The 23734-nt window shown below is 42.3% G+C and carries 18 protein-coding genes and 1 pseudogene; 12 read left to right on the top strand and 7 right to left on the bottom strand.

Features of this window, described 5'->3' with window-relative positions; translation table 11 throughout:
- Positions 1 to 11: 11 nt before the first annotated feature.
- The 3 genes from P7F88_RS06250 to P7F88_RS06240 all read left to right on the top strand — a co-directional run bounded on the left by P7F88_RS06250 (position 12) and on the right by P7F88_RS06240 (position 5205).
- Positions 12 to 1169, top strand: coding sequence for an efflux RND transporter periplasmic adaptor subunit (locus tag P7F88_RS06250; protein WP_277822896.1), 1158 nt, complete (start codon positions 12 to 14; stop codon positions 1167 to 1169).
- On the top strand, positions 1163 to 4315 hold the full coding sequence (locus P7F88_RS06245; RefSeq protein ID WP_277822894.1) for an efflux RND transporter permease subunit: 3153 nt from the start codon (positions 1163 to 1165) through the stop codon (positions 4313 to 4315). The genes P7F88_RS06250 and P7F88_RS06245 overlap by 7 nt, the downstream gene beginning before the upstream one ends.
- Positions 4316 to 4857: 542 nt before the next feature.
- Positions 4858 to 5205 carry a DUF3316 domain-containing protein gene (locus P7F88_RS06240; protein ID WP_277822892.1) on the top strand — a complete coding sequence of 116 codons (348 nt, stop codon included), beginning with the start codon at positions 4858 to 4860 and terminating at the stop codon, positions 5203 to 5205.
- A gap of 67 nt (positions 5206 to 5272) precedes the next feature.
- Here P7F88_RS06240 and nlpI read toward each other — a convergent pair.
- Both nlpI and P7F88_RS06230 read right to left on the bottom strand, forming a co-directional pair.
- Positions 5273 to 6198: pseudogene (nlpI, locus tag P7F88_RS06235) on the bottom strand (lipoprotein NlpI).
- A gap of 270 nt (positions 6199 to 6468) precedes the next feature.
- A complete protein-coding gene (locus tag P7F88_RS06230; RefSeq protein ID WP_277822889.1) occupies positions 6469 to 7371 on the bottom strand; it encodes a chemotaxis protein in 903 nt (300 codons plus the stop codon).
- 170 nt (positions 7372 to 7541) lie between these two features.
- Here P7F88_RS06230 and ppiC point away from each other — a divergent pair, with 170 nt between their 5' ends.
- On the top strand, positions 7542 to 7820 hold the full coding sequence (gene ppiC, locus P7F88_RS06225) for a peptidylprolyl isomerase PpiC (RefSeq protein ID WP_277822887.1): 279 nt from the start codon (positions 7542 to 7544) through the stop codon (positions 7818 to 7820).
- Positions 7821 to 7854: 34 nt separating this feature from the next.
- Here ppiC and P7F88_RS06220 read toward each other — a convergent pair whose 3' ends face one another.
- A complete protein-coding gene (locus P7F88_RS06220; protein WP_277822886.1) occupies positions 7855 to 9483 on the bottom strand; it encodes a VRR-NUC domain-containing protein in 1629 nt (542 codons plus the stop codon).
- Positions 9484 to 9775: 292 nt separating this feature from the next.
- Between P7F88_RS06220 and P7F88_RS06215 the strand changes: the two genes are divergently transcribed.
- From P7F88_RS06215 to P7F88_RS06185, 7 genes are all read left to right on the top strand, one after another.
- Positions 9776 to 10840 carry a TRAP transporter substrate-binding protein gene (locus P7F88_RS06215; RefSeq protein WP_277824564.1) on the top strand — a complete coding sequence of 355 codons (1065 nt, stop codon included), beginning with the start codon at positions 9776 to 9778 and terminating at the stop codon, positions 10838 to 10840.
- Positions 10841 to 10981: 141 nt separating this feature from the next.
- Positions 10982 to 12349 (top strand): ferredoxin reductase family protein, encoded by a 1368-nt coding sequence (locus P7F88_RS06210; protein ID WP_277822883.1) that lies wholly within the window; start codon positions 10982 to 10984, stop codon positions 12347 to 12349.
- Positions 12350 to 12372: 23 nt separating this feature from the next.
- Positions 12373 to 12588, top strand: a complete 216-nt coding sequence (locus P7F88_RS06205) for a 4Fe-4S dicluster domain-containing protein (protein WP_277822881.1) — start codon at positions 12373 to 12375, stop codon at positions 12586 to 12588.
- A gap of 5 nt (positions 12589 to 12593) precedes the next feature.
- The gene (locus tag P7F88_RS06200; RefSeq protein WP_277822879.1) at positions 12594 to 14360 is read left to right on the top strand and encodes an FAD-dependent oxidoreductase; all 1767 of its coding nucleotides are present in this window, start codon (positions 12594 to 12596) and stop codon (positions 14358 to 14360) included.
- Positions 14361 to 14493: 133 nt separating this feature from the next.
- Positions 14494 to 15327 carry an AraC family transcriptional regulator gene (locus tag P7F88_RS06195; protein WP_277822877.1) on the top strand — a complete coding sequence of 278 codons (834 nt, stop codon included), beginning with the start codon at positions 14494 to 14496 and terminating at the stop codon, positions 15325 to 15327.
- A 77-nt stretch (positions 15328 to 15404) separates the two neighbouring features.
- Positions 15405 to 16145, top strand: coding sequence for an AzlC family ABC transporter permease (locus tag P7F88_RS06190; protein WP_277822875.1), 741 nt, complete (start codon positions 15405 to 15407; stop codon positions 16143 to 16145).
- Positions 16142 to 16474 (top strand): AzlD domain-containing protein, encoded by a 333-nt coding sequence (locus P7F88_RS06185; RefSeq protein ID WP_277822873.1) that lies wholly within the window; start codon positions 16142 to 16144, stop codon positions 16472 to 16474. The genes P7F88_RS06190 and P7F88_RS06185 overlap by 4 nt, the downstream gene beginning before the upstream one ends.
- Before the next feature lie 67 nt (positions 16475 to 16541).
- Here P7F88_RS06185 and P7F88_RS06180 read toward each other — a convergent pair whose 3' ends face one another.
- The gene (locus P7F88_RS06180; RefSeq protein WP_277822871.1) at positions 16542 to 18173 is read right to left on the bottom strand and encodes a methyl-accepting chemotaxis protein; all 1632 of its coding nucleotides are present in this window, start codon (positions 18171 to 18173) and stop codon (positions 16542 to 16544) included.
- A 175-nt stretch (positions 18174 to 18348) separates the two neighbouring features.
- On the opposite strand from P7F88_RS06180, the gene P7F88_RS06175 reads away from it, so the two are divergent.
- Positions 18349 to 19320, top strand: coding sequence for an ABC transporter substrate-binding protein (locus tag P7F88_RS06175; RefSeq protein WP_277822869.1), 972 nt, complete (start codon positions 18349 to 18351; stop codon positions 19318 to 19320).
- A gap of 40 nt (positions 19321 to 19360) precedes the next feature.
- On the opposite strand, the gene P7F88_RS06170 is transcribed toward P7F88_RS06175, so the two are convergent.
- The 3 genes from P7F88_RS06170 to P7F88_RS06160 form a co-directional block, all read right to left on the bottom strand.
- Entirely contained in the window at positions 19361 to 19564 is a 204-nt protein-coding gene (locus tag P7F88_RS06170) for a hypothetical protein (protein ID WP_277822867.1), read from the bottom strand.
- Between the two features lie 281 nt (positions 19565 to 19845).
- Positions 19846 to 21411 (bottom strand): putative bifunctional diguanylate cyclase/phosphodiesterase, encoded by a 1566-nt coding sequence (locus P7F88_RS06165; RefSeq protein ID WP_277822865.1) that lies wholly within the window; start codon positions 21409 to 21411, stop codon positions 19846 to 19848.
- 258 nt (positions 21412 to 21669) lie between these two features.
- Positions 21670 to 23619, bottom strand: a complete 1950-nt coding sequence (locus P7F88_RS06160; protein WP_277822863.1) for a methyl-accepting chemotaxis protein — start codon at positions 23617 to 23619, stop codon at positions 21670 to 21672.
- Positions 23620 to 23734: the final 115 nt, after the last annotated feature.

The raw sequence follows: 23734 nt of genomic DNA, 5'->3' as shown, positions 1-23734 counted from the left end.
ATGGTATTTAAATGAATAAAAGCAAAATTCTTTTGGTTACAGCACTAAGCTCTGCTGTACTGGTAGGTTGTGGTGATAAACAGGGACAAGGTCAGTCAATGCCTGCTCCATTAGTAGTCACCCAGGAAGCCATTGAGATAACTCTACAAAGAAGCAAAGAATATGTAGGAAGAATCAATGCAGTAGAAGATATTTCGGTAAATGCGCAGGTTACTGGTTATCTTGAATCCCGCCATTTTAATGAAGGCCAGATGGTGACCAAAGGCCAACTCCTTTATCAAATTGAATCCGCGCCATTTGAAGCTCAGGTTGCTAGTGCAAAGGCTTCATTAGCTCAAGCTAACGCTGCTCTAAAAAAGGCGAATCTTGATTTCGCTAGAGGAGAGGACTTGCTGCCTAAAGGCAACATATCTAAATCTGAATTTGATACGTTAACGGCAAATAAGCTTAGCGCAGAAGCTCAGGTTGAAGCTGCTAAAGCACAGGTTGAATCCGCTGAGGTTAGCCTTTCACATACGATGATTGTGGCTCCATTTGATGGGCGTATCAGTGAAAGCCAGGTTGGTATTGGTGATCTGGTGTCTCCTTCTACTGGTGTATTAACGACACTTGTCAGCCTGGATCCTATTCATGCTAGCTTTAGTGTGAGTGAGAGAGAAAGGCTTGAAATGGGCTTAGATAAGGCGAGTGGAGATGGTGAAGGTTCAGCTGAAGTCGCCGAAGTGCAACTTATTCTGGAAAATGACGAAGCGTACTCGGAGCTTGGCTATATCGATTACATTGCCAACAGGATCGATCTGAGCACAGGCACTATCGGTATGCGCGCTATGGTAGCGAATCCAGAGCATGTGCTACTGCCTGGCCAACACATCAAGGTGTCGTTGCGAGAAAAAGAACCAACCAAAGCAGTATCTGTACCACGCAGAGCGGTACAAACAGACCTTGAAGGTGACTTTGTAATGCTGCTTACCGAAGGAAATATTGCCGAGAGAAGAAACGTAGAACTTGGCAGGCAAACCGATACAGGGATAATTATTAATGAAGGCCTGTCAGTGGGTGATGTGGTCATCACTAAAGGGCTTCAGCGAGTGAGAAATGGCTCTACAGTGACTACAGAGCCACCATCGCTACCAGGCGCTAATTCTAAAAAGAGGGTTAACGCATGCTGAGTCGCTTTTTTATACAGCGCCCCAAGTTTGCGCTGGTTATCTCCATTATTCTGACGTTAGCTGGTGCGATAGCGCTTACCCAGTTGCCAGTTGCTGAATACCCTAAAATTAGTCCACCTTCAGTTAGTGTTACCGCATTCTATACAGGTGCAAGTGCTGAAACTGTGGAACAGGCAATCGCGGATCCTATAGAGTCGTCCGTTAATGGCGTAGAAGATATGATCTATATGTCTTCAAAAAGTGCAAACGACGGCTCTTATTCACTTAATGTGACCTTTGATGTCGGTACCGACCCAGATATGGCTCAGGTTAACGTGCAAAACCGGGTAACACAGATTGAATCGAAGCTTCCTCAGGAAGTTCGGTCTGTCGGTGTCACGGTTAAGAAACGTTCACCCGATCTTTTGATGGTTCTGAACTTTTATTCTCCAGATGGACGTTATGACGATAAATTTCTTATTAACTACATCAATCTGAACGTAAAAGATCAGTTAGCACGTATCGATGGAATTAGTGATGTAGCGGTGATTGGTGGTGGTGAATACGCCATGCGTGTCTGGTTAGATCCGGAAAAAATGGCAAACCTCAACCTAACAACCAGTGACATTCATGCCGCTCTTGCAGAGCAGAATGTCCAGGTAGCGGCCGGTAAAGTAGGTGCTCCTCCTTACAATAATGCTCAGGAAGTGCAGTTTAACCTTGTTACTAAAGGTCGTCTTGAGTCTGTATCTGAGTTTGAAAATGTTCTGCTTAGAGCGAATAACGATGGCTCGTCTGTCTATCTGAAAGATGTAGCCAGAGTTGAACTGGGTAAAAAGTTCTACGATGGTACGGGTAAGTTCCGTGGGCAGGATGCGTCGATTGTAACTTTATCACTTCAGTCAGACGCGAACGCGCTTGACAGTGGTAAAGCGGTTATGGAGCTGCTCGACAGAATGAGCCCGAACTTCCCTGAGGGTATGGCGTATGAAACCAGTTACGATACAACGGTGTTTGTTGCTGAATCTATCAAAGGGGTAGTGAAAACGCTGATTGAAGCGATTTTACTTGTAATAGCGGTTACCTACCTGTTCCTTGGTAGTGGTCGATCAACGCCTATTCCGGTTGTCGCCATTCCGGTATCTTTGATAGGTACATTCGCCATTATGTTGATGGCTGGCTTCACAATTAACACAGTGACGCTGTTCGGTCTGATATTGGCAATCGGTATTGTGGTTGATGATGCAATTCTGGTGATTGAAAACGTCGATACCACCATGCGTAATGACCCAAGTTTAACGGCTCCAAAAGCGACATTGATTGCTATGAAGCAGGTAACAGGGCCTATCATTACGTCGACTCTGGTTTTGCTTGCGGTATTTATACCCGTATCTATGCTTCCGGGCATTACAGGTATTATGTACCAGCAGTTTGCACTGACTATTTGTATATCTGTTGTCATTTCCTCAATAAACGCGTTAACGCTTTCACCAGCATTGTGTTCACTGGTTCTGAAACAAGGTGGAGATAATACGGCGAAGTGGTTTAAGTCGTTTAACCGTGGGCTGGACAAAGTGACAGATAAATACGGTAAAGCAGCAGGATTCCTGGTTAAGAAATCAGCAGTATTGGTGGCGTTCTTTATCGTGGCTGTTGTTGCGGTTAGCTTATTTGCGAAAACAACCTCGACGGGATTTGTTCCTCAGGAAGATAAAGGGATCTTGTTGGTTAACGTTCAGCTACCTGATGCTGCTTCGCTATCCAGAACGGAAGAAACAACCGAGAAGCTATCTGCGATTATTGAGCAAGAGCCAGGAATCGACGGTATCACCGTTGCGAATGGTTACGCGATGATGACAGGCGCTGCTGCATCGAACGGCGCCACTCTGTTCATTAAGCTAAAGAGCTGGGAAGAGCGGCTCGAGATGGAAGGTGAACACTCATCCTTTGCGATTGCTCAACGCATTAATGTCCGTTCAGCAATGCAGCTTCCGGAAGCGGCAATATTCGCGCTTGGTCCTCCAGCGGTTCCGGGAATGGGTACAGCGTCGGGTTTTGAGTTTGTTCTGGAAGATACGCTTGGCAGAAGCAGAACCGACCTCGCTCAGGTAATGAGTGAAGTGATTCAAAAAGCGAACGAGCAACCTGAGATTCAGCGCACATTCAGTACGTTCAGAGCGAACGTGCCTCATTACTATGTAGACATTGATCGTGATAAGGCGAAACAACTGGGAATTTCACTGGGCGATATATTCACTACGCTTCAAGGTAACTTGGGCTCTCTGTATGTGAATGACTTTACCTACTTTGGTAAAAACTTCCGGGTGACATTGCAGGCAGATAGTGAACACCGAGGTAGTATTGATGATCTGAAAAGGTTCCATGTTCGGTCTGCTCAAGGTGATATGATCCCGCTGAGTACACTGGTTACCTATGATCAGGTGTTTGAACCAGATGTGGCGTGGCGATATAACATGTATCGTTCTGCTGTGATTCAAGGTCAACCAGCTGCAGGTTATTCCAGTGGTGATGCTATTGCAGCGATGGAAAGAGTCGCAGAAGAAGTTCTACCAATGGGCTACCAGTTCGAGTGGACAGGCATGGCTTATCAGGAAGTGAAGGCAGGTAATCAGGCGATATATGCGTTTGCATTGGCGCTTATCTTTATCTATCTGTTTATGGTGGCACAGTATGAAAGCTGGGCAATCCCGCTTGCTATTATCCTTGTTGTACCTGTGGCAACGCTAGGTTCGTTTATTGCGATAAACCTGGCTGGAATCCCGCTGAACTTGTATGCGCAGATTGGTTTGGTTCTTTTGATAGCGCTAGCTGCGAAGAACGCAATTTTGATTGTGGAGTTTGCTAAAAATGAACGAGAACAAGCAAACATGCCTATCGATAAAGCGGCAGTGAAAGGTGGTACGCTGCGTTTCCGAGCAGTAAATATGACATCCTGGTCGTTTATTCTTGGTATAACGCCTCTGATATTTGCGAGTGGAGCGGGTCATATTAGCCAGAACTCGTTGGGTATCTCGTTAACCGGCGGTCTGTTGTGTGTACTACTGGCGGGTACTTTCCTAATCCCAGGGTTCTATGCGTTTGTACAAAGAGGGCGCGAGAAAGTGCATGGTGGTAATACCAAACTAATAGAACTGGATGATGAGTAACTAACAAGAATTAGTTAAACTTAATCGAAAATCTAAAAAAGGAGCCATATAGGCTCCTTTTTATTTAAAATAAATATATTACATATCTATTTCTTATATAAGTATCTAGACGGTTTTCATAACTAACTTACTGAGTTTTAAACTATTAACTGACAATGGAAAACACAATTGGATTACAAAATAGATGTTTAAAGACTATCTGCAAAATGTTTCCTATTAATAAATGTGTTAATAAACATTGGTTTATGTGTTTTGTTTTTATTTTTAATGGGAAGGTTTAGTTTTTTACGATAATTTAGTGATCTATATTTAGGTGAAAGAAGTACATTAAATTACCGTTCTACTTGAATATGTTTTCAAGGGAGGGATGAGTAAGAATAATCTGATTTTCATTTTTAGATGAATTACAGGTTTGGATAAATTGAATTTCGTCTCGGTTTTAAGTTTATATAATAATTGAGGCGACAAATTAAGGTAAGTTACGAGAAATTTGGATTTTGGGCAGTACAAGTTTCAAGTAAGTTTATAAAAAGGAAGGTATTATGAAAACTTTAATTGCTATTGCCGCTGGTCTTTTAATCAGTGCTTCTGTGACAGCTAGACCAATTGACACAAACCATCAAGGTCAAACATTTGTAACAGATAACTTTGGTACAAAGCAAGAAGCTTTAAATGCAGGGTTTGATATTTATGAATCACTGAATACTGCTAGCTCACAGGAGCTAAGACAAAAGCTGAGTGGTTTTGGTAATGATATCGTACTGGGTATTACAGTCGATAGTGCGCAGGTTAAGGTGGAAGAAATATCTACCTCGCGAGACAATATTATGTATCGCGCAGTAGTCGATGTCGATTACACATATCGCAGTAAAGACAGAGATGACAATTAATGTATAGGAAACCCTATGCATTAATACAAGAAAAGGCCTTAGTTATTTTAAGGCCTTCTTAACATATTTATCTCTTAACAAACTTATCTACTTGACCAGTTATTTTAGCCTCTTGGAATGCATTATAAATGTTTTGCAGTTCCAAAAAGAGTACCCATGTTCACCGTAGTCGAATACGTTAAATGAGATTGCTAGCTTGTACATCGATAAAGCTTCAGCATACTTTCCTTGTGACCTTTTCATTTTACCAAGATAAAAGTATGCTTCAGTAAGACGCTGCGCCATTGTGACATTACTATTAGTATTGTTAATAGCAAGTTCTAATGCTTGTTTCTCGGACAGCTCTCCTAGTAATACGCTAGCCATAGTCCAACCCCAACTTGGGTCGCTTGTTTCATGGCACCTGGTCAGGCGCTGAGTTGCTTTATCCTTATCTATTTTACTTTCAATAATGTAGTACCAGATTGCACTATAGGGATCTTTGGGATTGTTTTCGCTGTACAAACGAATGTCATCCAGTGCAAGTTGATATCGGCCACCGTAATAAAGTGCGATTGCTCTGTTATAGATAGCATCTTGATTTGACGGCATAAGATCTATTGTTGAGTCAAACGCTTCGTAAGCTGAGTCAAATTCGCCTACTTGTGTAAAATATACTCCAAGATGGTTGTAGATCATTGGTTGTGCAGGGTTAATCTGCAAGGACTTACCGTAATCTATCCGGGCTAAATCTTTTAAGCCAACACTCTCATAATACCTGCCTCGTTTATAGAATGCCTGGGCCTTTGTTTCTTGAGCGATGTTATTTTGCTGCAAGAGTGTGTTGAGTTTGGCGATCTCTATTTCCTGATTTAAGGTGGATTGAAGCGGAACAGCCATTGTTGGATAACTTGAGTTTTCAACAGTGGATAGGTGAGATTGAGACGCGAAGGTATTGCTGGAAGCGCAGCCAATAAGCGCTAACAAGGTTACTATTCGATGTGGCTTGAACATACCTAGAGTCATAATTCACCTATTTGAAGTGTGGAAATAGTTTTTGATACCGTGCATCTTTTATAACACAGTTGGTGAATAATTGACCACTATTAATTGTTATATCAATAGCGAATTATGTAAAATTAACGACCGGATCACGCTGACATTTGCTAAGTCATTGAAGTTAAATTCTCACTGAACAAACTTATTGGCTCATCAGTTGCAGGCAAGTTATAATTTCTAGGAATTAAAAATGAGCTTATAATTTATTTATAAGCTCATTATAAATTAACTATTGATTGCCTCAACCATGTCTGCACCTCTTAACATGGCTTGAACTAGTTCAGTAGCATCGAACTTAGTTAGGGCTTCATGAGCACCAACCTGATGGGCTCGGTCTGCACTCATTTCACTGGATAAAGATGTGTGTAGGATACGATAAGCATGGCTAAGTCGTGCATCGTTTTGAACTTCGAAAGCTAACTCATAACCATCAAGTCCGGGCATTTCGATATCACTCACCAGAATGTTTACAGGTTTGCCTTCGTCTGCAAAGTTCCTCATCAACTCTAGGGCATCCATTCCGTTTTTACATACAGAATAGGAGATGTTAATACTATCTAGTGCGTCAGAAAGCTGCTTTCGTGCGATGCTGGAGTCATCCACCAGTAATATGTTTAAAGGTTTCAGTTTCTCTCTTTCAACATCGGTGAGAATTGGTATTTTTGCAGACGCGTCCTGAGGGTAGATCTTAGAAAGCAGAAGCTCTACATCGAGCATCTGGACGATTTTATCTTCATGACGCGTAATACCAGTTACAAATACGTTTGAACCGGCTGTTTCAGGTGATGGTTCAATATTGTGCCAGTCACAATCTATGATTTTATCGATTGATCGAACCATGAACGCCACAACGGTTCTTAGGCAGTCAGTTACTATGAGGTAGCACTTTTCGTACTCCTCCTGTGCTATCGGCCTGAATCCAATCGCCGCTGCCATATCAATTACTGGTACTGTGAGATCCCTGATGGTAACTGTCCCGATAACATGGTGATGAGAATAAGGGATTTGAGTGGTAGGCATATAAGGCACAATCTCGCGAACCTTTAATGTACCTATGGCAAAGCTTTGCTGTTGCAGTGATAGCTTAAAGAGTAACATTCCCTGAGACTGGTTTGCTTTGCTTTTCATTGGCTGTCCTGATACGTCATTCAAAAAAGGGATATCTTTAATATATAGCTTTAATATTCATATTAAGTATTTATCAAGATCAAACTTTCCTATTATTACTTATATCTCGAAGAATTCATAACGATAAGCTACAATCCGCGACAAGTTTCAATCTACGTTAGGTTAATCTAATGGCAAAAACAGCAGCGGCTTTGCATATTCTGGTGAAGCATGAATCTAAGGCGAAAGACATCCTTCAGCAACTCAAAAAGGGTGCGAAGTTCCAGACGTTAGCTAAAAAGTACTCAACCTGCCCATCAGGTAAAAAAGGTGGAGATTTGGGAGAGTTCAGGCAGGGAGCTATGGTTCCTCAATTCGATAAAGCTGTCTTTAAGAACGAAGTATTGACGCCGTTTATAGTTAAAACTAAGTTCGGGTGGCATGTGGTAAAGGTATTGTATCGCTGCTGATTTATAGCTCCCCGATTACGATATTCCACGGTCACTATATAGCTTGCACGTAGCAAACCACGTAAGGAATTTCTAGCTGGTCGAAGTGCTGTATCCAGCGCTTCTGGCTGTCTTGTAGCTTATCTCCTGGCCCTTTTACCTCGATCCATAAAAACTGGTCATCTTTGAAAGCGATAAGATCAGGCATTCCGCTTCTATAGTGTTTTAAATCACTTAACTGGATTTCAAACAATGAGATGAGCTGTTCTGCGGAAAACGATCTTAAGCAAAGCCTCAGTAGTTCTTTTGTCATTACTGACCAATTGACGAGTGTATTTGCTATCCCTTGTTTTTGTTCGAAATGCATTCGAATCAGTTTCTTATGATCATCGTTCAGTTCGATAAGCCGATTTGAAATAAGCGACCTTCTTCTGGTTTCAAACTCGGGTTGATAAAGATCGAGAGGCTGATGTTGGTACGGGTTAATAAATGCTCCTTCAATCGGCGTGAAAATAATATCCCAAAACGCTAAACCAAACAGAGCATTGAGCAAGGCATTTTCGGTATAAAAAGCTTGCCAGCCTTGTGCTTTATAACGCGCTTGAACGGCCAACTCTACCCGAAGTGAGGATAAATCTAGTGTTAAATTCTGCTCGTTAAAAGCAGAGGGTTTAGCGCGGGATATTCGTTCCCCCGATTTTCTTCTTAACCTGGAGTCAAGCCTACTTGCGACTTCAAACTCAGAGATATCATATGGAGCGGTGAGCATCTCAGACACTAGAGACTTCGCTTCGGCATCTCTTTCCATGTTATCTAGAATCCTTACCCGACGCTCTTTAGACGGTGGCACAGCATTTTTCATGAACCAGTTTAGTGCCTTTTCATGTGCCCCAATACGTTCGTATTCTCGGGCGATAAGGTTAATCAGCCTATCTGTTTTTTTAGTCACATAAGGGTGTTTCGGGTTAGAAGGCAACAGAGTAAGCAAGTTATCGAGAAAGACTTCATCTCGCATTTCTTCAGTGTGAAATTGTTCGGTAAGTAAACTTATCGTTAACAGAGCGTCGATTTGCTCGCGAGACTGAAAAAAACGGAGTTTCTTGTCTAGTGAATAAGATTCAAATCGCTGTATACCGAGGTCACTGACAACAAATTGTGTGATGTCTTGTCGGGTATTGGCAAAAAAGAGTAACGATAAAACATCGATAATATGATGTTCTCTGACGAGATAAATATCAAAAGGTAACTGCGGTGCAGGCTCCTGAATTTCTTTCAAAATGTCATCAATAATTTGCGATTTTCTGGCTGAGCGGTTTTGTTCTGGGAACAGAGCCAGGAGCTCAGGCTTAGTAAGCAATTGTTCAGCGATAATCGAGAATTCAAGAGTCGGGTTTATCTCAAGAAAGCCTTGCTCGCTAAGCAGCTTAGCAGCAGTTTGTAAGTCTTCAATTTCTGGGTATGTGAGCTTATCGCTACGGAAATAAGGCCCCTTTCTGGAGATTAAACGTACCAATAGGCATTGGGCGCTTGATGTGAGGTTCTCAAAACACACTATCCAATCGAGTTCTTTTTCATTTAGTAGATCTCGATACCACAATAAGGCGTGACTGGTTAGCTTACGAAAATTGTCCCGGTAGTAGTGTTGGGATAGTTGAACGCTTTCGATCTCGTGTTCTTTTTTCATATTTGTACTCAGGTAGTTCGTAAGAAGCTAAAAATATAACCGAAGTCGTAATAAAAATTTTAACCTGCAACCGACACTTAGGTAAGTAATAGATCCTAATAATGAGCTAATTGATACCATATTGTCTTTAAGTAATTACGCTAGGTAGCTAATCCTATTTTGTACAAGTTACTGGTTGCGTAGATACTGCTTGACGTATTGAATATAACTCGTAAATCTATGTTTACAAATTGATAGGAATATTTTTTGCCTGACATAAAACGAGGTATAAATGAGTACAAAAAATAAAGCCATGCTACTGATAAAAACAGTAAGTTTGGCAGCAATCGCAGCATTCTCACTTTCTGCCCATTCCGCTGAAAAAGTTTATCGATTAAAGCTTGCTGAAACATGGGGGCCAAACACCCCTATTCTTGGTGATGCAAGTAAAAACATGGCTAAGTTAGCAAACGAAATGTCTAACGGACGCCTTCAGATTCGAATCGATTCAGCGAACAAACATAAAGCACCATTTGGTGTATTCGATATGGTGAAGTCAGGTCAGTACGATCTGGGTCATTCAAGCTCTTACTACTGGAAAGGCAAGGTTCCTAACACTTTATTCTTCTCTTCTATGCCTTTCGGGATGATGACCACAGAACAATACGCCTGGTTCTATCGTGGGGGCGGTATGGAGTTGATGCAAGAAGTCTATTCACCTCATAACCTACTTTCTTTCCCTGGTGGTAACTCTGATATTCAGATGGGGGGCTGGTTTAAGAAAGAGATCAACTCTGTAGAAGATCTTAAAGGCCTCAAGATGCGTATCCCTGGCTTTGCTGGTGAAGTGTTCGCACGCGTAGGTGCTAAGCCAACCAATATCGCACCAGGTGAGTTATTTATGTCGCTAGAGCGCGGTACTATCGATGCTCTTGAGTGGGTTGGGCCTGCGTTTGACTTACGTATGGGTTTCCAAAAAATCGCGCCTTACTACTACACAGCATGGCATGAGCCGGGCTCTGAGACTCAGTTCCTTGTAAACAAGCGCAAGTGGGAATCACTGCCAAAAGATCTTCAGGTGATTCTGGAAACTGCATTTCGTGTAGCGGCTTTCGATATGTACGTGCAGGCGATTGATGCTAACGCAGTAGCGTGGGATAAGATGCTGGCAGATAACCCAGATATTAAAGTTCGCGACTTCCCTGAAGAGGTTATGGACGCGATGCGCGCAGCAAATAAAGAGCTGTTAGAAGAGCAAGCGTCTAAAGATGATCTGGCTAAGCGTATTGTTGAATCTCAGGAAGAATATCTGAAGAAGGTTCGTGCATGGACCGATATTTCAACCAAAGCTTATCTGGACAGCAGTAAGCTAGATTAATCATCATAACCAATAATAGATGCCCGCACACTTCACCAGTAAGTGTGCGGGTATTTTATTAGAGTCCTCTCTTTCTCCACAATTTCTCCAAGGTTTTTAAGTAATTTATATCCAGATAAATACAACATACTGGATATGCTTATGAACACTAAAGTGAGTTCTTTAAATAGTAAGTTGCTTGCCAGCTATATGGCATTGTTGGTTATTCCATTTCTTGCAACATTTTCTCTCGATATGGACTACAAAGGTCTGTATGTCTGTATGTCTGTATGTCTGTATGTCAGTATTCTGGGGATGCTTAATGTCATCGCCATGATGGCATTTTTTGTTCAGTTTCCTTTAGGCAGTCGCGTTCGAAAGCTCGCTATGTTTGCCAATATTGACTGGAGCATGGCAAAGCACAAATCTGTGGGTCAGTGGATCGGTGTGTTTTTCCTGCTTCACTCTCTGCTTATTTTAGCTCCCCGTTTTCAACAAGCATTTACTGATGGCATCACCAGCGTGGTCGAGGTAGTGACTTCGCCACAAATGCTGATGGGACTCATAGCCTGGGTAACGATGGTTGTCTGGGTATTGATGGCGGTATTCAAAAATAAACTGAAAATGAGTTATGAAATGTGGCGCCTGACTCATGTTATCGGTTTTGTTGTTATCGCAGTTCTGGCGACACTGCATATCACCAGCGTAGGCAGTCACGGGCAGTTTGAAGCGCAGTTTAATACCATGTGGTGGGCACTGTGTAGTGTTTCAATAGCTTTAGTTATCTATAACTACTTTATTAAAAAGCTAAGCATAAACGCCAAGCCATTCACCTTAGTTAATGTTGAAAAAGTAAGTAGTAGCGACTGGCAGATCACTCTAGAGAATACCAGCGGCGCCAGCTTTGAGTTTGATGCGGGGCAGTTTGTTTGGATGAACACGTCCGCATCTGCATTCAACATGAATGAGCACCCGTTTTCCATCGCATCGTGTAAGAAAGAGCTTCCTCAAATGTCGATGATCATAAGAGAGCTAGGTGATTACACTTCTTCGCTAGATTCTTTGAAAGTAGGCCAGGATGTGTTTGTCGATGGCCCATATGGAAGCCTGAGTTTGAGTGAGAGTGATAAATCTGACGCTATTGTTCTTATCGCTGGTGGCGCCGGGATTGGTCCTATGTTGAGCTTACTGCGAGAACTTGCCTCTCGGAATGAACAGCGCCCGGTTCGACTTATCTACGGTAACGGCAGATATGACCAGATGGTTTTGCAAGATCAGATTAGACTGCTTGAAAATTCGATGCCTAATTTCAAACAGAAACTAGCGTGTGTTGAAAGCACTGAAAGCAGCGATGTCTATCATGGGGTGATTGATCAATCTTGTATTGGCAATGTTTTATATGATGCAAACGCTAATAACTGGACGGTTTACCTGTGTGGACCAGAAGCCATGATATCAGGCGTTAAAAAGAGCCTAAAAGCACTTAAAGTTCCTGCATCAAACATTCACTACGAGCAGCTTTCTTTTTAAGTACAGGTTTAGAGGTAACAGATATGCCAATTAGTCAGATTTCCGGTTGTATAGGTTGTAAAACCTGTGTTGAAAGTTGTCCAACGGATGTGATTCAGTTTGATGACAAAAAGAAGAAAGCGGTGATCGCTTATCCAGAGGATTGCCAGATTTGCCATTTATGCAGACTTTACTGCCCGGTTGGGGCGATCACTATCACCCCTGAAAAAACATTGCCTGTAATGGTTTCCTGGAGGTAACTAAGATGAGTAATAAAATGGATATGTCCAGACGCCAATTTATTGGTGTTGCAGGTGGCGTGATAGGTGCTTCTGCGTTTGCTTCCATGGCATTTGCAGACTCCCCAATTGAAAACCAACCTAAAATTGATGCCGGTAGTTTTACACAAGAGTCGCATGAAACTGATGTTCTGGTTATCGGTGGTGGTATGGCTGGGCTTTTCGCAGCCGTTAAAGCGTATGATGCCGGTGCGAAAGTATTAATGGTATCGAAAGGTCGTCTAGGTAGTTCCGGATTAACGCCATTTGCCAAAGGTATCTTTAGTTTTGATAAAGAAAACTCCGAGGTTAGCATCGATGAGTTTGTTGCAAAGGTGTCTGAATCCGCAATAGGGACCAATAACCCGGTGTTTACCCGACAACTAGCCGAACATTCCGCAGATAGAGTTGACGAGCTTAGGTCATGGGGCTTTTTTGATTCTCCACTATGTAACAAATCCTTTATGCGTCCAATGAAAGAGCGAAATATACCTCTTCAGGAGCGCATTATGATTACTCATCTAATGAAAGAGCAGGGGCGTGTAGTCGGTGCCGCCGGTTTTAGTATGGATGAGAATAAGGTTATTTTTTACAACGCTAAAACAGTCGTTCTGTGTACCGGTTCAGGTGGCTTTAAACCGAATGGTTTTCCAATGTGTGATGTGACTCATGACGGCACGATAATGGCGTATGACATTGGGGCTAAAGTCACTGGTAAAGAGTGGAATGATGGACATCCGGCTTCTGCTGAAAACTCTGGATCATGTTATGACAACTGGCATGGCCAGATTGAAGAGAAACCCGGAATAACAGGCGTTCAGGTGAATCATCACTTAGGCGTTGACCTGAACTACGAAGCGTATGTAAACGGCGGTGCCAAGCCAATGGGACCGCCTCCCGGTGCAGGAAAACCTGGAGGACAACCACCGAAAGAAAGTGATGACCGATATTCTCAGGGACCGTATGTACCCGAGGCGTTTAGACAATCCGGACCACCTCCAAGACCACCTGAGGAAACAGGTTTACTTTCTATGTTTAGTAAGCCAAAGCATTCAGGACCGCCGGGAATGAGTAGTGATAGGGTTGGTGGGTCTACCGCTGGCATGGCGATTCATAAGGCTGAAGGTCTGGTTCCTGTTGATGAGACCGGCTTGAGTACGATTCCTGGTCTCTATGCTGCTGGGGATGCTCTGGGTTCTTATATGTCAGGAGGGATATACACTCAAATTGGAGGTTCGCTTGCTGGTTCAGCAGTGCAAGGCACATTTGCAGGAGAAGCGGCCGCGAAGGCGAGTAAATCTGTAAGCCAGATTCAGGTAAGTGATGCTAAACAGGCGCAGATCCGACAGGAAATATTGGCTCCGTTAAAAAGAGAACTAGGCTATAGTCCGGCTTGGGTAACTCAGGTTCTACAGGGTGTTATGATTCCAAACTTTGTTCTTTATATAAAGAAAGAGCGCATGATGCAGGGCGCACTCGCTTATGTTGAAGAATTAAAAGAACACCATGTTCCTATGCTGCTGGCAGAAGATCGTCACGGATTAAGATTGGCGCATGAAACTAAAAACATGATCGTTTCTGCTGAGATGAAGTTAAAGGCTTCTATGATTCGTACCGAAAGCCGTTGCAGTCACTATCGCCTGGACTATCCAGAAATCGATTACGAAAATTGGCAGGCATGGCTTAATCTTTATAAAGATGAAAACGGAGAGATGCAGTTTGAGAAGCAGCCTTTCAATACATGGCCAGCTTAGTTAGCGTTAACAACAAACCTAAAGGGAGCTCAGATAGAGCTCCCTTTTTGTTGAATGCGCAATTTTGTACAAAAAATTGGATTGGGTGTAGGCTAGACTTGATGAAACACTATTCGGTATCTACAGAGCGTACATGGCAGACAAGAAAAAACGCAAGGAAAAAGCAGATTACAAAATCACTCAGGAACTGGGTGGGTTGGAAATCCTTGATGCTGAATATGAAACCCAGAACTTTTCCCGTCATAGCCATGAAGGCTACACAATAGGTGTCATCGAAAATGGTGCTCAGCGGTTCTATCGAACTGGAGGACACCACATTGCCCCTCAGGACACTATTATTCTGGTCAACGCTGATGAAGTCCATAGTGGCCATTCAGCTACAGAGGGTGGTTGGGCGTATCGGGCTATGTATCCGGTGCCTGAACAACTTGAAAAGCTGACCAATGAGTTGAGCTTAGGTGGATATGGAGCGCCATATTTCCCAAGTGCGGTGGTCTCAGACCCTGAGCTTGCCAACCAGCTAAGATTGGTCTTCAGTTCCATAGAAAATTCTGACAACCGCCTGCTTAGAGAGACGCTTATCTATGGTGCTCTGGTTAAGTTGATTGCAAAGCATGGAAAGTCCCGAATACAGGCGATTGATGAGCATAAGGCTCAAAGGCAGCTAAGGCTGGTTAAAGAGTTTTTAGATGATTTCCCTCAGGCCGATGTATCACTAGGAGATCTGGCTAATCTGGCGGCGATTAGCCCTTTTCATCTGGTTCGTTCATTCCAGAAGGAATTTGGTCTTCCACCTCATGCTTATCAGATTCAGGCTCGATTAAGATTGGCAAGAAAGTTACTCAAGCAAGGACACACTATATCTGATACTGCTCAGGAGTGTGGTTTTCATGACCAAAGCCATTTTCATCGTCATTTTAAAAAGGCCAATGGATATACTCCTGGTCAGTACGTAAAGATGCTCTAGGTAAAGCCGAGCAAGAAAGTACAATCACACACTCATTATTAGCAATAGACTTAAATAAAAAACATTGTGAGGAAACAATGAGTACAAAACCTATAGATAGCTCTCCTGGCCGACAGCTAATGAAAGGAGTGTTAGCTGTAATGCCTTTGAGTATCGCCGTTATTCCCTGGGGAATCCTTGCTGGTTCCTATGCAATTGATGCAGGTCTATCCCCACTAGAAGCCCAGGCGATGTCGGCTATTTTGTTTGCGGGATCGGCTCAACTGGTCGCGGCGGGCATGTTTAAAGCAGGAGTAGGATTAGGAGCCATGCTTCTCACGACTTTTTTTATCACTTCTCGCCATTTTTTATACAGTGTTTCTATGCGAGAAAAAGTAAAAAAACTGCCTGTTCGATGGAGGTTGTTGATTGGATTTTGGCTGACAGATGAACTGTTTGCTATTTGTAATAGTCAATCGGACAAAGCGTTTAATCGTTGGTATGCAGCGGGTGTTGGCGGTGGGTTTTATGTTATATGGAACCTCGCCAGTCTGGTTGGCATTGTGGCAGGGAGCTACATCCCTTCAATGAATGAACTAGGACTAGATTTTGCTGTTGCAGCAATGTTTATTGCGCTTGTTCTTCCTCTGGTTAAATCCCTGCCAGTTGTCGTTACAGTGTTAGTGTCATTAGTTTTGTCAGTGGTACTGTACATTTTACAGGTTGATGGTGCGCTTATGTTTGCGTCGTTGGCGGGTATGATATCCGGCTATTGGTGTGAAACGATGATAAACAGAAGGAATAGCAAAATGGACAAGATATTGGAGGAAAAAGCGTGACAGCAATTTCAATTATCCTGATGACTCTAGTTGTGTTTCTTAGCCGTTATCTGTTTCTAGAGCCGAGTGTCCCTGTAAAACTATCTTATGGTATGAGACGCTTTTTAAGTTATTCCAGTCCAGCGGTATTAACCGCCATTTGTGGGCCGATTGTATTTGCTCCTGATGGTGAAGCCTGGATTGGAATCGATAATCCTTACCTTATCGCAGCACTGGTGGCGGCGTTAGTTATGTTTAAAACAAAAAACCTATTACTGTCTATCGTGGTTAGTATGGCTCTGTTTTTATTGTTAAATCTGGTTTTGTTTCCAGCCATAACTCAAAGTTGAAATATGCAGTAACTCCGGCCTCGCCGGAGTTACTGATACACAATACGTCTCCTTTAGATGCACAAGATCAGACCTTAAACTCAGCGACCAGATCATCAAGTTTCTGGCACTGTACAGATAAGCTATAGCAGGCCTGATCTGCGCTACTTACCATTTGAACCATTTGATGACTATTATCGGTAATATGCTTAACATTGGTATTTACGTCGTTGCTTACATGCAGTTGCTGAGTGGCTGCTGTAACAATTTCAGTGTTCATCTGGTCTATTTGCTCAATTGCACCACGAATTACCTCTAGAGATTCTGTTGCGCGGTTGGTCATCTGTATCGCGTTTTCGCTACTGTTCTTGCTTTCAATCATTACATTTACAGCCTGTTTAGCTCCAGACTGAAGTTTCTCAATCATCGATTGGATTTCACCTGTACTATGCTGGGTACGGCTTGCTAGTGAGCGAACTTCATCAGCCACAACGGCAAAACCTCTCCCTTGTTCACCCGCACGAGCCGCTTCTATTGCAGCATTTAAAGCAAGTAGGTTGGTTTGATCGGCTATATCGCGGATAACATCCAGAACAGTAACAATACTGTCTACATCAGTATCGAGGTTATGAATGACTTCACTGGCGTTTTGAATACTGGATGACAACGCTTTGACTGAACTTGCGGTTTGTCCGACCGTTTGATTGGTTTGAATAACTTCGTTATTAGCGCTTTCACTCACATTTGCGGCTTCGGTTGCTCTATGACTGACGGTTGTGCTGGTTATCTCCATCTCGTTGACTGCAGTAGAGACGGACTCGCATTCTTGCTGCTGGGCGTTACTAAACGTTGACATCTGTCGAGTCAGGCTTTTTATGTTGTCCATTTCATTGCGAACTGTGCTGGCTGAGGTAATAACATCTTCTACAGTTTTATGAATTTTGCTTACGAAGCTATTAAATGAGTTCGCTAATGCCCCCAGTTCATCGTGGTTACGGATCTCAATACGTTTCGATAGGTCGCCTTCTCCCTGTGCTATATCTGCCATTGTCTGTTCTATCTCTTTTATTGGTGTAATGACATAACGTTTTGCTACCAATATGCAAAAGAGTACGCCAATGGCAATTGCGGCAGATGTAATCGAGATAATTTGTTCGGTAATATTGATGGAATCTGAAACGGCCGTCCTCAAATTTAACTGTTTTTCTTCTATTAAGTTTCGGATAGTGACAAGTTGTTTTCGAATAACGGTAAACTGGGCATCAAGTTCATTTCGGTTATCCTGATAATATCGGTTTGCGATCGATGGATCATTAAACATAGGCTCGTATAAGGATACCCATTTTGACGTCGATTTAATCAATTGATTTAATTCGTAAACTTTATTGCTTGGCAATAATTCAAGATCAAAAAGTAAAGCCACTTTTTCCATTCTTGGGCCAGCTTTATAACCATTAAACTCAAATTCTTTTTTATGGCGTTTTATTTCTTCTGGGTCACCATTGGCATGAGCAATGCCGAATGCAGCAACCTTGACCTGATATAAATCCCGGTAAGCGTCCTCCAGGCCATCATAAACAGGCTGAACATTTTCATTAAGCAGTATATTCAGAGACTTTTGCCTTTCCCCTTGATATATAACCGCTACGGCGGATAGAACTGCTAAGAAAAGTACGAAGTACAGCGAAGCATTAATTTTACTTGATATAGATTTATTCATATTTTTACATCTGAGATATTAAGAGCACGATTTAAACGTACTAATATTTTTATAAGTTCTATTTATATAATTTAAAGCTCACTCATAGAAATTGATATTGTTACAAACTGTAAAGGTCAGAAAATAGCGGGAAACAGATTTTGCAACTAACCTTAAACAAGGGGGAGGACTGCAAATGAACAGAAGTGTATTGCTGACGTGCTTAATGGCGTTTGTAAGTTTCTTCGCTCACTCAGAGGTCGTGTATGTGGTTGAGAGTTATCATGCCGAGTATCTTTGGGATAAGAGTTATAAGAAAGGGCTTGAAGAGGTATTAGCTAGTGAACACCAACTGATTTACTTTCAGATGGACACTAAACGCTTGCCAGAATCCATGTTTCAGGCTCAGGCAGATAAGGCCTGGGAAAAATACCAACAGCTCCGTCCGGATTTGGTTATTCTCGCGGATGATAATGCTCTTAAGTTCCTGGGACCCAGATTTCTGAACACATCCACTCCTGTGGTTTACCTGGGTATCAACGCAAATCCGAGAAAATATGGTGTAGCAGATGCGGCTAACTTCTCGGGTGTGATTGAGCGACCGCTATTGTTCCGATCAATACTAATGCTTAAGAAGTTTATGTCAGTTGATCGGCTTCTTATACTGTTTGATTCAAAAGAGACCAGTAAAGTTATCAAAGCAGACTCCTTTTATGGGAATGATTCTATAATAATCGCAGGAACTCAAATTGATCTGGAGTTCATCGGTAGTTTTCATCGCTGGCAACAGGTTGTACTGGAATCAGAAAAGAATGGATATGACGCGATTATTGTGGGGCTATATCACACACTTACTGATTCGAATGGTCAGTATGTTGATCCAGAAGATGTAATTGAATGGACCAGTACTCATACTCCATTGCCACCTTTTGGTTTTTGGGATTTTTCTGTGGGAATGACTAAAAATATAGGTGGTTATGTAATATTTGGTTACGAAGAAGGGAAGCTGGCTGCTGAGATAGCACTGCAGATGCTGGACGGTAAACGCACACAGGCAAGGCCAATGATCGGCGGGCAAGGGCGGTTTTTGTTTAGTAAGAGCCAATTAGAAAAGTGGGGGATCAGTTTACCCCCTAATATACTGAATGAATCGGAACTCTTAGAATAAATTCTCGCTGAAGCTGCGTTTTGAAGGTCACTGAGTATATTTACTTCATCAGAGACTGAGATCCCTCGTCTAACAAAAATAGTTCTCCATTACTGTACATGTACTCAACCTGGAACTCTTCATCATCTGTATACGTTACTCTCACATCGTCAGGTATCATACTAGTAACGGTTAACTTGACGGGTTCACACTCTGTCAAATAGATGATCTTGTCCAGTGCTTCTTTGATCTGCTCTCTGCACATAAACTCACTCCCACTTATTTACACTATCATCTATTCTAGCTGAAGGATCCGAGCTCTGCTGTCTGTAGTACAAAAAATGTGCGATTCTTATGAGCTGATATTGAAATTGCGTAGACGAGGTCACAGGAATTATGAAATATTCATGAATCTGACATTAATTTCATGAATTAGTACTTAATATGCGTTTTTTGCTCAGCAAATGAATGTTTCACACAAAATTTAAGAAGGCGTTCACGATAGTACATTTGAAAGTAAAAACCGCCCCTGAGCCTTTATCTAAACTAACTTTTATCCTGTTTAGTTGCGTCGTACCACAACTGAAATTCACTTAATGGAAGAGGTTTACTAAAGCAGTATCCCTGTAAATAATCACATTTCATGGTATTTAGCATGTCGGCGGTGTGTCTATCTTCGACTCCTTCTGCAACCGCTGAGCAGTTGAGAGACTTTGCCAGATAAAGCATGGATTTGACGATAGAATGATTCGCCTCATTTGTTGCCATATCTTTGACAAAAGAACGATCGATTTTGATTTGATTGAGAGGAAGATCTCTGAGCAGAGGAAAAGATGAAAAACCCGTACCAAAATCGTCGAGACTAAACGCAAATCCTAATTCGGATAGTTGCGCCATATTTTGAGTTGCGGTTTTGATGTCTGTCATCATAGCGCTTTCGGTTACTTCAAGCGTTATCCGGTGAGGCGCTGAAGTTTGCTTTATGATTGTTTCATCTAAGCAGGTTAACAGAGATTGGCTGTGCAAGTCTTTTACAGACAGGTTAATGTGCAAATTGCCAGAGAATCCATTTTGATCGAGAATTTGCAAATCATTAATAGCCTGGTCAATCACCCAGCAGGTAATGTCGTGTATTAGTGTGCTTTGTTCTGCAATAGGAATGAAAAGGTCAGGTGGAATAAAGCTTCCATTTTTTTGCTGCCAGCGTATAAGCACTTCAGCACCGTGTAGTGAGTGGTCGGCGGCATTGATCAACGGTTGATAATAGAGTTCAAACTCATGATTATCTAAAGCACGTTGAAGCTTATTCGCAATTGCCAGGTGTTCAGCTGCGTTTCTGTTTAGTTCTTCAGAGTACATTCGCCACTGGTTTCTACCAGTTTTCGATGCATCAAGTGCCTGTTCTGCCTGCTGGATTAGTTCGTCTATATCGTTACCGAAATTGGGGAATACGGTAACGCCAATACTGGCTCCCACTCTTAAATATTGGTTACCGATCGCGATTGGCTGCTCAAATGGTTCAAGTAGGGCGTTAACATCGTTAGTGATGTCATTTGCCTGATGTTTGTTACCCAGCACAGCGAACTCATCGGCTCCGACACGAAACAACAGGCAGTCAGTAGGGAGGGACGTTGATAGGTACTGAGCAATTTTCTTTAGTAGTTCGTCTCCGAATGGATAACCAAAAGCATCGTTAAAATGCTTAAAATCATTCAAGTCTATCAACATTATGTAGAATGGCTTTTCATTCTGCGTCATTAGGGCAATAGACTTGTTGAAAGAATGACGGTTTTTAAGATTAGTGAGACGATCGTGCGAGGCCTGGTATTCCTGATCCATTAGGCTATTTAAGGAGTAATGTGTCACGACAAACACAAAAGCGGCTCCTCCTACTAATAAGAAACCTAGCCCTAGGTATGCACTGATAAATTCTTCAGACGAGAAGATAAATATAAAAGCTTCTATATAGGCCACCAGAAAACAGCCAATAAGAAATAAGAGGAATTTCCAGCCACTTTTCTGAGTACTGTTAAGAATCTTCCTGGTGGGTTTTAAGCTGAGTGCTAACCACACAAGTCCGACGAGGATCAGGGACAATGCTAACAACTTCATTAAAACTGGCTGTCCTATATTAATACTAACTCCACCATTATCTTTGTGATATATGTGACAAAGTAACCAGTGGACAATTCGCGTACAAGAAATTTAGAAAGATGGATAACGCGCTGGTGTCAGAATCTAATCCATAAATTTATAACATGGTTAGGCACATAAACAATAGATATAAATGTTTACAGATTGTTGTTTGGCTCTCATTCTTAGCAAAAAGCGAATCGTAGCAGTCGATTCGCCTTTCGCCTATTCAAAACTTTAGACTTTGAACTGAGTGACAAGCATTTTCAACTGAGTTGCTAGTTTATCAATTTCGTTGCTAGAGCTTAAGGTCTGGTTGGATGCAACGGTGTTTTGTTCAGCAATGCTTTTCACATTTATCACATTCATGTTGATACTTTCCGCAACGGAACTTTGTTGCTCAGATGCGCTGGCTATCTGCATATTCATGTCGTTGATAATACCGATTGCTTTGGTGATTGCATTTAAAGCATCACCAGCTTGTGCAGCCTGCTTTACACAGTCGTCTGCTTGCTGACGACCCCGACTCATAGCTTGAACGGTAGCTTTAGTCCCCGTTTGAAGCTGTTCAATAAGGTCCTGAATCTCTTGTGTCGATCCCTGTGTTCTTGACGCAAGGGTGCGAACTTCATCAGCAACAACGGCAAAACCTCTGCCTTGTTCGCCAGCTCTTGCTGCTTCAATTGCTGCATTCAGAGCGAGAAGATTGGTTTGGTCAGCAATACCTCGGATCACATCTAGAATTGAACTTATATTGGCTACTTCTTGTTCTACTTCAGATAACTTCTCTGATGACAAGTGTACGGAATCAGAAAGAGAGTTAATCGAGTTGATGGTTTGGCCAACAACCACAGAGCCGGACTTTGCTTGTGTATCTGCCTGGTTCGCAGCCTCAGCAGCTTTGCTTGCGTTATCAGCTACCTCATGCACAGTGACTGACATTTCATTCATAGCGGTTGCGACCATATCAGTTTCCGCTTCCTGACCGACAATTCCTTCCTGTGTTTGCTCTGTAACCACCGCCAGTTCATCATAAGCTGAAGATAGGTTCGAGCTTGCTCCTGATATAGTAGAGATCATACCCTTTAGGTTTGTTGCTGTGTTTTGTATCGCTTTTAGCAGTAAACCCGTTTCATCCTTCCTTGTGGTTTCTACGTGTACGGTTAAATCACCATTGGATAGTTGATTTGCGGCGGTTACGGCCCTGTGAAGGGGACGAGTGATGTTTATTGTTAGCGTGTAAGCAGCGATAATACCAAGTAAAATTGCTGAGAAGGAAAGCAGTAGAGTTAGGTTGATGCTATTATCCGTGTTCTTTTTCAGCTCAGGGCCGAGTAAATTTTGTTCCTGCATTACAGAAAGTTTAATCTGTTCCAGAGTCGAAGCCACTTCCACACCAGTGAAATTGAGGGTGCCTTCAATAATCTGGTTGCGTTCAATAATAAGGTTATGGATCAAGTTAATATTTTCAATATATGCAGAACGGGCATTGTTAAACTCTTCCAGTAATTCTCTGTAGTCACCATTATTTATGTATTGATTAAGTTCATCTACCTGATGGTTAATAGCGGTTTCAATAAACTTGATGGCAACGACAAAATCACTTTCTGAGTTTGTCTGGAGAAACTTCACACTATATATCCGGCCTAACAACATTCTCTCCTGAACTAAAGCAGAGTAATATGCAACATCACTGCTTTCATCGTCAAATGCCGTTTCAACAAGATCAGCGATGGCTACACTCATCTCTTCACCATAAGGAACCAGCTCTTCATCGTGAACTCGATTTGTTTCGTTGACGATGTCTACGACTTTGGAGAACCCTTGTTTGTATGTATCAATTGCCTTGCTCATATTAGTGATGCGTTCGGCTCTTTTGGGTTCACTTATCTCTGCTCTTGCATTATCCAGAAAACCCTGCATTTTGGTCAGGTAGTTTTGATATTGTTCGAGGTCATCGGAGCTTTTGCTGATGAGGTAGTCTTTTACGCTTGTCTGAACCATCAGCATGTTGGCCTGAAGTTCTCCCGATAGATTGGTAGCGTTTGCAAGATCTCTGTACTGAGTGATGCCGTTGTCGGTTTTATTTAGTGCTGAGATGCTGATTCCGAGAACGATAGAGAGCAATAGCAGTACTACACCGAACCCCAGCCCAATTTTCAATCCTAGTCTTAAATTTTTGAACATAAGCCAACCGTTTGATAGTAAATATTATTAGAGCTTATATTCAAACGTAGCAGACTATGATTTATCAGGTATGACCGTGATCATGTATTGGAATTCTGCTCAAGGGATGAACAGT

This window comes from Vibrio hannami (assembly GCF_029589055.1).
Classification (GTDB): domain Bacteria; phylum Pseudomonadota; class Gammaproteobacteria; order Enterobacterales; family Vibrionaceae; genus Vibrio; species Vibrio hannami.
Note: the sequence above shows the minus strand (reverse complement) of the source record. Positions and strands in the feature narration are given on the sequence as shown.